This is a genomic window from Bdellovibrio sp. 22V (assembly GCF_030169785.1).
Lineage (GTDB): Bacteria > Bdellovibrionota > Bdellovibrionia > Bdellovibrionales > Bdellovibrionaceae > Bdellovibrio.
The window spans coordinates 830,036-844,295 of sequence record NZ_CP125854.1 but is presented as its reverse complement, the minus strand read 5'-3'; the positions used below and the strand labels follow the sequence as shown (position 1 = coordinate 844,295).

At 46.7% G+C, this 14,260-nt stretch carries 11 protein-coding genes; 2 read left to right on the top strand and 9 right to left on the bottom strand.

Going from position 1 to position 14,260, the window contains the following annotated elements; translation table 11 throughout:
* Nucleotides 1-48 precede the first annotated feature (48 nt).
* The 7 genes from QJS83_RS04055 to QJS83_RS04025 are packed head-to-tail and all read right to left on the bottom strand — an operon-like array spanning nt 49 to nt 7,404.
* Nucleotides 49-1,512, bottom strand: a complete 1,464-nt coding sequence (locus QJS83_RS04055) for an NADH-quinone oxidoreductase subunit N (RefSeq protein WP_284607823.1) — start codon at nt 1,510-1,512, stop codon at nt 49-51.
* A complete protein-coding gene (locus tag QJS83_RS04050) occupies nt 1,512-3,065 on the bottom strand; it encodes a complex I subunit 4 family protein (protein WP_284607822.1) in 1,554 nt (517 codons plus the stop codon). The genes QJS83_RS04055 and QJS83_RS04050 overlap by 1 nt, the downstream gene beginning before the upstream one ends.
* Before the next feature lie 3 nt (nt 3,066-3,068).
* On the bottom strand, nt 3,069-5,000 hold the full coding sequence (nuoL, locus tag QJS83_RS04045) for an NADH-quinone oxidoreductase subunit L (protein ID WP_284607821.1): 1,932 nt from the start codon (nt 4,998-5,000) through the stop codon (nt 3,069-3,071).
* Nucleotides 5,001-5,011: 11 nt separating this feature from the next.
* Entirely contained in the window at nt 5,012-5,335 is a 324-nt protein-coding gene (gene nuoK / locus QJS83_RS04040) for an NADH-quinone oxidoreductase subunit NuoK (protein ID WP_284607820.1), read from the bottom strand.
* Nucleotides 5,325-5,867: an NADH-quinone oxidoreductase subunit J gene (locus tag QJS83_RS04035; RefSeq protein WP_284607819.1), complete on the bottom strand. Its 543-nt coding sequence runs from the start codon at nt 5,865-5,867 to the stop codon at nt 5,325-5,327. The genes nuoK and QJS83_RS04035 overlap by 11 nt, the downstream gene beginning before the upstream one ends.
* A gap of 1 nt (nt 5,868) precedes the next feature.
* Complete coding sequence (locus QJS83_RS04030; protein ID WP_284607818.1) at nt 5,869-7,032, bottom strand: complex I subunit 1/NuoH family protein; 1,164 nt, start codon at nt 7,030-7,032, stop codon at nt 5,869-5,871.
* A gap of 3 nt (nt 7,033-7,035) precedes the next feature.
* The gene (locus QJS83_RS04025; protein WP_284607817.1) at nt 7,036-7,404 is read right to left on the bottom strand and encodes an NADH-quinone oxidoreductase subunit A; all 369 of its coding nucleotides are present in this window, start codon (nt 7,402-7,404) and stop codon (nt 7,036-7,038) included.
* A gap of 120 nt (nt 7,405-7,524) precedes the next feature.
* Here QJS83_RS04025 and mfd point away from each other — a divergent pair, with 120 nt between their 5' ends.
* Nucleotides 7,525-11,046 (top strand): transcription-repair coupling factor, encoded by a 3,522-nt coding sequence (mfd, locus tag QJS83_RS04020; RefSeq protein ID WP_284607816.1) that lies wholly within the window; start codon nt 7,525-7,527, stop codon nt 11,044-11,046.
* A gap of 63 nt (nt 11,047-11,109) precedes the next feature.
* On the opposite strand, the gene QJS83_RS04015 is transcribed toward mfd, so the two are convergent.
* Nucleotides 11,110-12,033 carry a hypothetical protein gene (locus tag QJS83_RS04015; protein WP_284607815.1) on the bottom strand — a complete coding sequence of 308 codons (924 nt, stop codon included), beginning with the start codon at nt 12,031-12,033 and terminating at the stop codon, nt 11,110-11,112.
* Between the two features lie 191 nt (nt 12,034-12,224).
* Between QJS83_RS04015 and QJS83_RS04010 the strand changes: the two genes are divergently transcribed.
* Nucleotides 12,225-13,820 (top strand): glycoside hydrolase family 3 protein, encoded by a 1,596-nt coding sequence (locus tag QJS83_RS04010; protein WP_284607814.1) that lies wholly within the window; start codon nt 12,225-12,227, stop codon nt 13,818-13,820.
* 2 nt (nt 13,821-13,822) lie between these two features.
* On the opposite strand, the gene atpC is transcribed toward QJS83_RS04010, so the two are convergent.
* Nucleotides 13,823-14,239, bottom strand: a complete 417-nt coding sequence (gene atpC, locus QJS83_RS04005) for an ATP synthase F1 subunit epsilon (protein WP_284607813.1) — start codon at nt 14,237-14,239, stop codon at nt 13,823-13,825.
* Between the last annotated feature and the right edge of the window lie 21 nt (nt 14,240-14,260).

Genomic DNA, 14,260 nt, shown 5'->3' with positions numbered 1-14,260 from the left:
CCCGGTTATCACACCAGGGTTTCTTGTTTTCGTCTTTATATTGGAAAATTATAAAAGACTTTTTTCCACGGCCGCAAAAATGGGACCAGATACAAAGCCCATCAAAACGATGGCAACTGCCATAACTACAGCTGTCACAGTCGTTGCGTTCAAAGAATGGCCTGCAACTTCCGCGTTTCCATCTTTCATGTACATAACAACGATAGGTCTCAAGTAGTAGTAAACGCCGATCACGGAGCTGATCATACCCCATACAGCCAACCACAATAAACCTTCGCCGATAGCTGCATTAAAAAGGTAAAACTTACCGAAGAATCCAAGCGTTGGCGGGATGCCTGCCAAAGACAACAAGAACACAGTAAAGCACAATGCCAACATAGGTCTTTGTCTTGCGAAGCCTGCAAGATCTTCCACGTTCACGATATGATTTTCAGATTTTTCCATCATGCTCGTGATCGCGAAGGCACCCAAAGTCATCAAAGCGTAACTCAAAAGATAGAAGATCACGCCGGAAGCACCGAATGCGCCGTTATCACTCACACCCGCAGTGACAATTCCCACAAGGATGTAACCAGAGTGCGCGACTGAAGAGTACGCAATCATACGCTTCAAATTGTTTTGCAATAAAGCCGCCGTATTACCCACGATCATCGTGATAACTGCCAACCATTGCAAGATATCGAACAAGTGGTCCGAACCAACCAAAGACTTCGTCGCAATCACGCGCAAGAAAGCGGCGAAAGAAACTGTCTTTACCGCTGTCGCCATAAAGGCCGTGTGCGGAGTTGGAGCTCCTTGATAAACATCCGGAGTCCATGCGTGGAATGGAGCAATTGAAACCTTGAAGCAGAAGCCCAAGATCACAAAAGTGATACCGAACAAGAACAAACGGCTGCTTTGCACTAGCTCTGCCGCGCTATCCATGAACGCCAAGATGTTTGTTCCACCTGTTGAACCGAAAATGAAAGCGACACCGTACAAGAAAACCGCGGAGGCAAAAGAACCAAGAACGAAGTATTTCAAAGCCGCTTCTTTCGAAAGCTTTTCTTCGTGGCTCATTGCGATCATCAAGTAAAGCGCCAAAGACATCATCTCAAGACCGATGAAGACCATCAAAAGATCTACGGCCGCAACCAGGATCAACATCCCTACGGCAGAACTCATCGCCAAGAAAATCAACTCAGAGAATTGTTTTCCCGTCGTTGAAGGATTTTCGTACATCATCACCATGGCAGCACCAGCCGCCGCCAAAGCAATCACGCCCATCCACTGAGTCACGCCGTCAAAGATCAATCCGTTATTGAACGCCGTTTTACCAGCGCCACCGAAAACGATCAAAAGACCGACAGCCACCACGATCCCGATCATTGCCTGAGACAATGTTACGAGAGGGTGTTGCTCGCGGTTTCCACGAAGAACTTTTACCGTGATAGGAATCAAGCTCGCCAAAAACAAAGCGATCATCGGAGAAACTAGAAGGATGTCGCTAAGACCAATATTAATGTTATTCATTAGTTACCTCCCTGAGCTTGCTCAGCCGCAGGAGCACCAGGTTGTACAATCGTCAGGTTGTAGTTGGATCTGTTGTTCACCAAGTAGTCGATACTTGCTTTGGAGTAATTCAAGAAATGGTTCGGGAAAAGACCCATCCAGAACACCATGATCACCATTGGAACAAGCACAACGATCTCGCGCGCATTCAAATCATGAAGAGGATGATGCTCGTCTTTTACAAGCTCACCTTCCGGCCCGAAGAACACACGCTTAAACATCCACAACATGTACACCGCACCCAAAACAACACCTGTCACCGCGAAGTAAGCGAAAACCGGTTGTGCTTGGAAAGTTCCAAGAAGGATGAAGAATTCACCTACGAATCCGTTCGTCATTGGAACCGCGATGGAAGACAAGGTGATGATAAAGAAGAAGATCGTGAAGATCGGAAGAACGCCCGCCAATCCGCCGTATTTTGAAATTTCACGAGAATGCGTTCTTTCGTAGATCATACCGATCAAGATGAACAGAGCACCCGTAGAAATACCGTGGTTCAACATTTGGTAAAGTCCGCCGGCCATACCGAAAGCATTGAAAGCAAAAAGACCCAACAAAATGTAACCCATGTGCGATACGGAAGAGTACGCGACAAGTTTTTTTACATCCGGCTGAACCATCGCAACCAACGCACCGTAAATGATACCGACAACACCGATCAGCATGAACAACCAAGCCCAGTATTCAGAAGCCTCTGGGAAAAGAGGAATCACCCAGCGCATGAAACCGTAAGTACCCATCTTAAGCATGACACCGGCAAGAATTACAGAGCCAGGAGTCGGAGCTTCAACGTGGGCATCAGGCAACCAAGTATGAAGTGGGAACACCGGAACTTTTACAGAGAAAGCCAACGCAAACGCGAAGAACATCAAAGTCTGCAAACTGAAGAATGTGCCGCCGACGAATGGGATTTTCAATTTATAGAAATCCAAAAGGCTTGCGCTCATTTGACCAGTAGCTTCTTGAGTGAGGTACATCATGTAAATGATCGCTACCAACATCAAAACCGAACCGGCCATTGTGTAGATGAAGAACTTCACCGTTGCATAAAGTCTGCGAGCTCCACCCCAGATACCTACCATGAAATACATTGGTACAAGAGAAAGTTCCCAGAATACGTAGAAGAAGATCGCATCCATCGCAAGGAAAGTACCCAACATCGCCGTTTGCAAAATGAACAAGGCAACGTGGAAGCCTTTTACTCGCTCAGTGATCGAAGTCCAGCTCGCCAAGATAATGATCGGAGTTAAGAATGTAGTTAAAAGCACCAACCACAAGGAGATCCCGTCGATCCCCATGAAGTATTGGATGCCGAATCTTTCAATCCACATGAACTTCTCAACCATTTGCAAACCCGCAGAAGACGGATCGAAGTGTTTGAAGATCGAAAGACTGAAAAGGAACTCGACGACAGAAAGACCCAAAGCCAAATGACGAATCGTATTTGACTTAGGCCATACTGCAACGATCAGAGCGAACAAAAGAGGTAGGAAAACAATGCTACTCAGGATCATACATTACCTCATGATCACAAATGAAAGAGCCACAACGACACCGATCCCGATGTACATCGCGTACTGCTGCATATTACCAGTTTGGATAGAACGAACGAAGGAACCCATACCGCGCATAAGATCGCTCGCCCAGTACGTCATCTTGTCGATGAAGTTCACATCAACGTAGTACCACGTATTTTTACTGATGTTTACAAGCGGGTTGATAATCGCACCGAAGTAAAGCTCGTCCACGAAATACTTGTTATACACAAGGTTGTACACAGGCTTGATGCTCTCAGCGATTTTCTTCGGAGTTTCAGGAGCTTTCACATAGAAGTGATACGCTACGAACGCGGAAATCGCTGCCAAACCAACAGAGACACCCATCAAAGTCCACTCTGTTGTATGATCAATCGCTTGCCATCCTGGAATTGGAGAAATCTTAGGATGCAACCAGTGCTCCCAAACATTCGGCAAATGACCAAGGTGCTCGCCGATAACGTGAGGAATACCGATCCAACCACCAATCACAGAAAGAACCGCAAGAACAATCAACGGAATCGTCATCAAGGCTGGAGACTCATGCGGGTGAACATCGCTAGGAACGCGGCTCTTACCCCAGAAAGTCAATGCCATCAAACGAGTCATGTAGAACGCAGTCAAAGTCGCACCCAACGCCCCCATCGCCCACAATACTGGAGATCCAAATGGAGAGTTGAATGTGTAAGCCAAGATTTCATCCTTCGAGAAGAAACCGGCAAATGGCGGCATACCGATGATCGCCAACCAGCCTAACAAGAACGTGATGTGCGTGATCGGCATGTACTTTTTCAGTGCGCCCATCTTGCGAATATCCTGTTCTTCGTGCATCGCATGGATCACGGAACCAGAACCCAAGAACATCAAGGCTTTGAAGAATGCGTGAGTCATCAAGTGGAACATTGCTGCTCCGAATGCACCCACACCGCAAGCCAAGAACATATAACCAAGTTGAGAAACCGTAGAATAGGCAAGAACCTTTTTGATATCCCATTGGGTCATACCGATTGTCGCTGCAAGAACCGCTGTCGCCGCACCAATAATCGCAATAACCATCATTGTGTTCGGAGCCATGATAAAGAGCGGATTCAAACGCACGATCATGTAAACACCGGCAGTCACCATCGTCGCCGCGTGGATAAGAGCGGAAACTGGCGTTGGACCTGCCATCGCATCTGGAAGCCAAACGTACAATGGAATTTGCGCTGACTTACCCGTCGCACCGATGAACAAGAACAACGTTCCCAAAGTCACGGCACCCAACCAAGAAGCCTCTGCTGTCGTTGGCGCCAAAGCGTTCAACTCAGAGAAGTTCAAAGTTCCGAATGTCATGAAAAGAACGAACATGCCTAACAAGAAAGCCGCGTCACCGATACGGTTTGTGATGAAGGCCTTCATACCTGCGGCCGCTTTTTCAGAATCAGAGAACCAGAAACCGATCAAGAGGTAAGAACAAAGTCCCACGCCTTCCCAACCAACGAACATCACAAGCAAGCTGTCACCCAAAACAAGCAACAACATATTGAAGATGAACAGGTTCAGGTAAGCGAAGTATTTTGCCACACCTTTATCGTGATGCATGTATCCGATTGAGAACATGTGGATCAACGTACCCACACCTGTCACAACCAAGATCATGATCGCGCTGATTTGATCGACAAGGAATCCCGCATCGATCTTAAACTTACCAATCGCCATCCATTCGAAGAATTTCGCAGAGATTTGACGAGATTCCGCCGGCATTGCGATAAGGTCTGTCACCAACAAGATCGAGCAGACAAAAGAAATAGCTACTGCCACAGTTGCAATAACACCCGCTACGTTTGCAGAGTGTTTTTTATAGCGAGCTCCATTGATAAGAAAGCCAACCAAAGGGCAGAGGATAACAAGGGCAATTAATAGAGAGTGATTCACTGCTGATTCCCTTAACCTTTCAAGTGCTCAAAGAAGCGAATATTAACTTCGTTGAAACGTTTAAAGATCGAAACTGCCAGCGCCAGACCCACAGCCGCTTCCGCCGCTGCGATCGTCATTACGAAGAACACCATGATGTGTCCGTCTAGAAGTCCCATAAACTTGCTGAACGCAACGAATGTCAAATTCACAGAGTTCAACATCAACTCGATAGACATCAAAAGTACGATCACGTTACGACGAAGAAGAACACCCGCCATACCCGTTACGAACAAAAGAGCCGCCAAAACCAAGTAGTGAGTCAAACCGATATTATTGATGATATCAGTGTTCATGAGTTCCACCTTTACTGCGCGCCAATGCTACTGCTCCGACAGCGATCACCAAAAGAAGAACGCCCAAAGCTTCAAATCCGAAAATGTATTTTGTGAAAAGGATGTGTCCCAGAGCCTTCGTCGACTCCATTCCCGTTCCTGCTGTCACTACGTTGTCTGTTGTTTTTTCAACAAACTGACCTGCCAAAGACACAGCTTTGATAGCGCCGACAACAAGACCTGCAAGCAAACCGACACAGGCGATTTTCACAGCTCCTGTGAACTTACCTTTCGTAAACGCCTGTAAATCCTTCTTCAAGTCGAAGAGCATGATCACCATGACGAAAAGAACCATCACGGCGCCGGCATAAACGATCAGCTGAACACCCGCAATAAAGTAAGCATTCAATGTCACGAAAAGAGCGGAGATACCCACCATAGTCATCGCCAAACAAAGCGAAGAATAAATTGGGTTCGACATAAGGATCACACTCAGGCCGCTAACCAGAGTGACGATCGCCAGGAACCAAAAAAGAAATGCATCTGCTGTCACGTTATACTCCTAAAGATGCGATGTAGATCACGAACGCAGTGATGATAGTGTTTGCCAATGCCCAAGGGAGCAAAGTCTTCCAACCGAAATCCATCAATTGGTCATAACGGAAGCGCGGAAGCGTCCAACGAACCCAGATGAAAACCCAAAGGAAGAAAGCAAATTTAACGAAGAACGAAAGGAAGTGAACAAGAGCTGTTAATGCGCTTGCACCACCCGCCGTCGAAGTTACAGACGTCGCCCACTCTTGAACTTGCGCTACGGACACGTAAGGAATACCGAAGCCGCCGAAGAAGAATAAAGCCATCAAACCGGATGCGATCATCATATGACCGTATTCACCGATGAAGAACATGTTGAACTTGAATCCGCCGTACTCTGTGTGGAAGCCGGCAACAAGCTCAGACTCACCCTCTGCCAAGTCGAATGGAAGACGATTGGATTCCGCGAACGTTGTCGTAAAGAATAACAAAGCACCTAGGGGTTGGTAGAAGATGCCCCAGTTAGGAAGCCAGTTTGCTGTTACTGTGTAACCGAAGAAAGAGAAGTGCAAAGGACCTTGTTGAGCCAATGTCATGTCTTGGAGATTGAACGTACCATAAAGCATGATCACGCCCACGATCGAAAGACCCAAAGCCAATTCGTAAGAGATCGTTTGCGCCGATGCACGCAAAGCACCCATCAAAGAGTATTTGTTTCCGGAACCCCAACCCGCCATCAACAACGTGTAAGCAGCTAAAGAGGAAACACCCAAGATGAATACGATACCAACGCCGATATCATAACCTTGAACCAAGAACGTATAAGGACCCCAAGTTGAGCCGAACATTTCAAACGTGCCGATTTGAATTGGTGTCGACATTGGGATTGCAGAGAAAGCCACTGCACCTGGAATCAAAGCGAAGATCGGAGCTGCGTAGTACAACAATGGTTTCGCGGTATCAGGAACGAAGTTTTCCTTCGTCAAGAATTTCACCGCATCCGCAAGAAGCTGCATCAAACCAAGAGGACCAACACGGTTCGGACCCAAACGGTTTTGAATGAAAGCGGAACCACGGCGTTCAAGCCAAACCAAGATAGGTACTGCCTGAACCATCATCAAAAAGATGACAACGAGTTTTAAACCGTTGACGGTTATTTCAAAAATATCTTTACCCATTCCCATGAACTAGTCCCATTCCAATGCTTTTGATTTTACTTCCCAGAAGAGGCCGAAGATGAATACTGCGATGAAGACCATCATCGAGATAAATACAAAGGCACCCATGCCAGTGGAAATGAATTCGCGGAATGAAGTTGCCCACGGATACATGAAGATGATCTCGATATCGAAAAGGATAAAGAGAATCGCCGTGAGATAATACTTCACCGACACTTTCGTGTCTTTTTTATCAAGTGCTGGGATACCGCACTCGTAGGGTTCGTATTTTACCGGATGATATTTCGGTGTCCCGCCTGTTTTGGACGCGACCCATACTAAGAATGCTCCGAAAAGAGCGATGAAGATGACGATGAAAATGATTCCACCGAGTGGCACTGACCCCTCCAAAGTTGTCGTTATTATTTGGATTTCAATTAGTTATATATGTGTCGTCAGTGAAATCCAAGAAATATGAATGGAAACAAGGCGATAAGCGTGGCAAGATGAGCCCACCAAATGAAAGCCGAAATGACTCATACGAGGCTTGAAACCATCCTGGAAAGAGCCTTCGAAACAACCCGAGGAAAGATTCAAGTGACCGGAGCTGCGTCTCCGCTCGCGCTTGCTTACTTTTTGTCGCAGACATACTCTAAAAAAATCAACGGCTTGCCGCACTTAGTTGTGGTTGGGAGTGCGTCTGAAGCCGCTCGTTTGCAGCAGCTTATTGAGTTCTTTGACCCAACTCGTCAAAGCTATATTCTGCCGGCTTTCGATGTCTCTCCATATTCCGGGCTTTACCCGAACTCACGGATCATCGCCGACCGTCTTCGTTTTCTTTCAAAAGCTCAAAACGCGAAAGCTGGAGAAATCTTCATATCTTCATCTGACGCGTTGATGCAAAAGACCTTGCCGGTAAAAATTTTGAAGGATTTTTCAAAAACTCTGTCTAGCGGAGACGAGCTTCCTGAAGATATCGCCGAATATTTAAATTCGCTCGGATATGTTTCAGCGCCCATGGTCGAAGACAAAGGTCAGTATGCTTTGCGCGGAGGTATCGTCGATCTCTTCCCGCCAACCGAAGATCATCCAGTACGCCTGGATCTTTTTGGGGATCAAATCGAATCGATTCGTCATTTCAATGTTTCTGATCAGCGCAGCGAAGATGAAGTCAAACAGTTTACGCTCACGCCGGCACGAGAAGTTTTATTTCGCGACGAAACCCATGAACGACTTTTACAGCGTGTGCGCGCGACATTAGAAAATCGCGAAGTCGATAAAGCCGATGCGGAAGAGACGTTGCGTTCGTTGGTTTTAAAAAATGCCTTCCCGGGAATTGAGTTTCTTCTGCCCTATTTCTATGGCGAATTGTCACATCCTTCGGATCATTTCCCTGGCGCCGTAAATCTTTGGTTCTTGGACCCTGTTGAGATCTCACGCTGGGCCGATGAAACAACGGCAGAGCTTAAAGCGGATTACGCTTCAAGCTCAACTCATGTGATTCGTCCTGAATTAGATTTGCTTTACACCTCGTTTGAAAAACTTTCGTTTCCGGAAAACTCTCGGCAAATTTACTTTTCTTCTCTTGAATACTTTGAAGAAGAAGAGTCGCAAGATGCACGAGTGGAATACCGCGCTTCGCTGACTCAAGATTTTAGCAATCTAAGTCTGGCAAACCCCGTCGGTTCAGAGATGTGGCTGCAAGCGGCGACAAATAAACTTCATCGTTGGCGCGATGAAGGCTATCGCATTTTCATCGGGACGAAAAATCAATCTCACATTGAACGTCTGAAGCTGGTCTTTGACAAACTGGGGTTGAAAGTCGCTCGTGCGAACGAAGATGAGTACCGCTGGGATTCATGGTTGTTAGAACAAGACAGCGATTCTCAACTTGTGCATGTTATTCCTCGCTATCTTTCTGAAAGCCTTCGTCTTGATGAAGAGAAAATTGTTTTTCTTCGTGATGAAGATTTTTATGGGAAAAAACAACGCGCGCGTGAGTCATCGGGAGCCGAAGATTTTCAGAAACAAGCCAAGCGTCTTGCGTTCGGTGATTTAAAACCCGGCGATCTGGTTGCGCACGTTAAACACGGTGTGGGTCAGTACGAAGGCCTTAAGCTGATGAACATCGGCGGCGTTGAGTCCGAATACATTCAGATCGGCTACAAAGATAAGGATAAACTTTATTTACCTGTCTATCGCGTTGGTCAGTTGCAAAAATTTTCTGGAGCTGCCGCAACGACAATCTTAGATAAATTAGGCGGCACGGCCTGGGAAAAAACCAAAGCCAAAGTTAAGGCGCACGTGCGCGATATCGCTGCGGACTTGCTTGCCCTCTACGCCAAGCGCGCTGAAATGCATCGCCCGCCGTTTGCTTTCAACGAAAATGAAATTCAGCTTTTCGAAAACAGTTTTCCTTACGAGGAAACCGCTGATCAAATGCGTGCGATCAACGACATTCTTAAAGATCTTAAGTCGACAAAACCGATGGACCGTTTGGTTTGCGGTGACGTTGGCTTCGGCAAAACGGAAGTCGCGATGCGCGCGGCTTTCTTTGCAGTGCAAGCAAAGAAACAAGTGGCGTTGCTTGCGCCAACGACCGTCCTTACCTTCCAGCACTTCGAAACTTTAAAGAAGCGTTTTGACGGCTGGCCGGTGGACATTCGCGTTTTAAATCGTTTTGTTCCTCCGGCAGAAACGAAAAAGACTTTGCAAGATCTTAAGGACGGCAAAGTCGATATCGTCGTTGGCACTCATAAGCTTTTAGGCTCGACAATCGGCTTTAAAGATCTGGGTCTTTTGATCGTCGACGAAGAACAAAAGTTCGGCGTCACTCATAAAGAAAAAATCAAAAAGATGAAAACGAGCGTCGACACTTTGACTTTGTCGGCAACGCCGATCCCACGCACGCTGAATATGGGCCTTGTGGGAATCCGCGATCTGAGCTTGATTAACACGGCTCCCGTAGACCGTCTTCCCACGCGTACTTTTGTAACGAAGTTTGATGAAGAGACAATACGTAAAGCCATTACTGCGGAAATCTCCCGCGGCGGACAAGTTTACTTTATCCATAACCGCATTGAATCTATTTACGGCTTGGCTGATGAAATTCGCAACATCGTTCCTGAGGCGCGCATCCGCGTGGGTCACGGACAGATGGAAGAGCATGAACTGGAAAAAACAATGCTCGCGTTTTTCCATCACGAAATCGATGTTCTTATTTGTACGGCGATTGTTGAATCCGGTATGGACGTTCCTCGTGCGAATACCATGTTTATCGACTCCGCACACATGTTCGGCCTGTCGCAGCTTTATCAGCTTCGCGGACGTGTCGGTCGCAGTAAGACACGTGCTTATTGTTATCTAATGATGCCAAGAAATCGTAAGCTCGATAAAGAACAGCAAGAGCGACTTAAAATTATTCAAGAGAACACAGCTCTTGGCAGCGGTATTAAAATCGCTCAATACGATCTTGAACTTCGCGGTGCCGGAAATATTCTTGGCGAAGAACAATCGGGTCACATCAATTCTGTCGGCTACGAAATGTACATGGATCTTTTGAATGAGGCTTTGGCTGAAGCAAAAGGCGAAAAAGTCGAAGACATGGAGCTGGATCCAGAGATCAATCTCAGAATCCCTGCGATGATTCCGGATAACTACATTTCTGATATTCGTATTCGTCTGAGTTATTATAAAGCTTTGGCAGAAATCACCTCAAACGACGATCTTGATCGCATCGAAGAAGAATTGCGCGATCAATTCGGTCCCATTCCTGAGCCGACCGTGAACTTGATGGGTCTTATGCTCATTCGTAGACAATGTAAAGAGCTTGGCGTGCGTGACATCAGTGCGGGCGTTAAATCTGTTTCATTGATCTTCACTGAAAAAACAAAACTCAAACCGGAAACGGTTATTCAATTGGCGGTCCGCGAGAGCAAAAAATACTCGATCACGCCAGACAACCGCCTCAATATCAAACTCCCAACAATCTCTTGGTCCGCTGTCCACGAAGAGCTAGAATCCCTCCTCCGTCTGATCTAAGAATGCTCTGAAAAGGTGCCTGCTTGTTTTTTCTGGCAATGCCGCATTAAAAACTTTAAAAATCTAGAATTCTAAACGCAAACCCGCGCCATATAGGAAATCCGTTTCGGTATTCGGATCGTCGTCCGCCGAAGTTTTCGCGTACTGAGTGGCGTAGATATCTACGAAGGTGTTTTCAAGTCCCCAATTGAAAGTTGTCTCTTTGGCTGTTTGATAATCCAACCAATCGAGCTGTAGTAAGGCACCGATTGTGTAGTTATAACCCATCTGTGTCGTCGCAGAAAATGAGTCCGTCGGGCTTTCTTCAGAAATACCCATCTGCCAAATATTCAGTCCGACATAAGGAGCGATGTAAGGTTCATTCATCAAGTTGTCGAGTGTGAACTTCAGACCGACGCCATACTTTGTAATATCCAAAGTTCTTTCAGAGCCACTCTTGTCGGCAGATAGGCTGCCTTTTCCGAAATCAATTCCGAAAGCCAGAGAACCCAAGACAAAGTTGTACTTATAATCAACACTCAGGTGCAAAAGCGGAATTGTCTCGGAGCCAAACATCGCATCGTAAGTCAGACCATCCAATGTCGAAACATAGTTTTTTAGTTCGAGCATTTCATAATCGATCCCGAAATAAATTCCATGCGTCTCGCGGCGCTCTTTATACGGAGCCAAGTTGTCTTGATAGAATTCCACCTCGACTAGCGGCGCTTCGCGGTCGTCAATTTCTCTTTCGACCAATTGAGGCTCAGGCTGTTGTTGCACATCGGAAGAAGGAGCTGGAATAACCGGTGCTTCTTCGACAACTTCCGGTTGCGGCGTCATCTCGGGCTCTGGTGCCGGTATAACGAATTCATCTTCTTGAACCGTGGTTTCGCTTTCAACAGGTGGCGGTGGGGTTTCTTCGGTAATGACGGCTTCATCACTGGGAGTTTCCGAGATGGCTGCATCGAATTCTTCTTCAAGACCTGTCTCATCCTGAGCCCATGACACGGAAGTAAGGCATATCAGCAACAATATACAAACTAGTGATCTCAGACCTTGGTGCAATTTCATGCTGTCTCTCAAATCTCGTCTACCTTCAAAAGCTGCGAGTGATACTCTTAAGTTATATGCATAAGTATATCAGGGAAATTCTTCAGATTTTGAGTCTTACTCTACTGAGCACTTTATTTCCCCACCTTGTGCTAGCTAAGCCGACGCCTTTAACTACTCTTATCGATAAAAAAATCGCGCAGATGACTGTGGACGAAAAAGTCGGGCAGCTTTTTATCGTCGGATTCCCGCAAAAAACGATCACCCCGGATTTAGAGAAATTCATCGGACAATACAAGCCTGGAGCGTACTTGCTGTTTAAACGCAACATCGTCTCTGGAGAACAGATTCGCGATCTCAACACCGCTCTTTATAAAACCAGCTTTAAGTACTCGAAGCTTCCACCACTTATCGCCATCGACCAAGAAGGCGGCTCGGTCTCTCGCCTTCCGATTACGCCGGCGCCACCAAATGCGCTCGCACTAGGACAGACACAGTCTCCGCTTTTGGCTGAGGAGATGGGATACCAAACTGGACTTTTTCTTCGTGAGGTCGGATTCAATATGAATCTCGCACCCGTGCTGGATGTAACGGATCCTCTTTCAAGCAGCTTTATCGGCGTGCGCTCGTTTGGCTCGGACCCGCAGCTTGTCGGTGAGCTCGGAGTTGCCTACTCGAAAGGATTACTCAAAGCGCGTGTGATTCCTACAGCAAAGCATTTCCCTGGTACGGGAAATCTTAAAGCTGACCCGCACACGTCGGTTGTGCAGAACACCTCTTCGCTTGAGTTTTTGAAAAACAATGATCTTCGACCTTACGAATCTTACGCCAAGCTGGGTGATCGTGTCGCACTCATGTTGTCACATTTGATTTATCCTGCACTGGATGAATCGCGCGAGCCCGCCAGTTTTTCCAAAAAGATTTCCACATCTCTTTTGCGCGAGGAGCTGCAGTACAAGGGTCTTGTCGTGACTGACGACTTGCAGATGCAAGGCTCAAAACAACTTCTTCGCCCGGAAGCGGCCGCCTTAAAAGCACTTCAAGCAGGTGCAGATATTGTGATGCTCACGTGGTCTTTTGCCGATCAAGGACGCGCGTTTGAGTACGTGAAAAATGCCGTTCACAAGAATGAACTCAAGAAAGAAGATCTCGACAATAAACTGCGCCGAATCCTGACGGTGAAGGCATTCGCCAATCTTTATAGAAGAAATCCTTCACAGTCTCCCCTGCTGCAAGGACCGTCATTAACCTCGAAAGACTATTCCGAGTTAGAGTCGAACATCTTTGCACTCAATCTAAAATCGAGCCTGATCCCGCGCACGCTTCCCACGAAGGGCGGCAAACAAAGAAAACCTGCTTCGACGCCAAAAATCTGCGTCGTAGCTCCGTCCGCATCCTTCATAAAGTCTTTTAAAAGTTCCGCCCACAGAAGTGTCGACAGTCTTATGCTCGCGGGAGATTTTAAGAAAGAAACCGTCGCAGAGTGGATGAAAGCCAAGAAGTGTTCGTTCACACTCGCAGCCGTCACGGGGCCGCGCACGTCGGCACTTGTGAGGTCGATGCCGATGGAAACTAAAAAGAGACTTGTCGTAGTGAATTTAGGATCTCCGCGCCTTGTGAGAAGTGAAAAAGGTTATCTGCGAGTTCTACAGCTTTATTTCAATCATGCGGATTCAGGAAAAAAAATCGCGCAGCACCTGGATGAGATACTGCGCGATTTAGAAATTCAAATAGCTAGAAACTAAGACTACTTCTTAGCGTGGCCTTCAGCCACTTCAACTTTCGCTCTTGCACGAGCCCATTCACGTTGGAAGTCATTCCAGTCTTCGTCAGTGATAAGTTCGTTCATGATGCGTTTTTCAGATTGCGCCAAATATTCTTTTGTCGCTTGAAGATCAATCTCTTCTGGAAGATCCGCGATGTTCGCAAGAACGTTCACGCCTTCAGGGCTGACTTGGCAATAACCCCAGCTAATAACAGCTTGGTCTTGCTTTTCTTTACCCTTCAATTTCCATCTCATAACACCTGTTTCAAGTGTCGTGATCAATGGCGCGTGACCAGGAAGAATGTTGAGTTCTCCTTTGAAGCCAGGAACAGTCACTTCTTCAACCTCTTGGTTGATAAGAAGACGTCTCTCTGGAGTCACGATCGTAAGTTTAAACATATCTCAACCTTTCAACGGCAG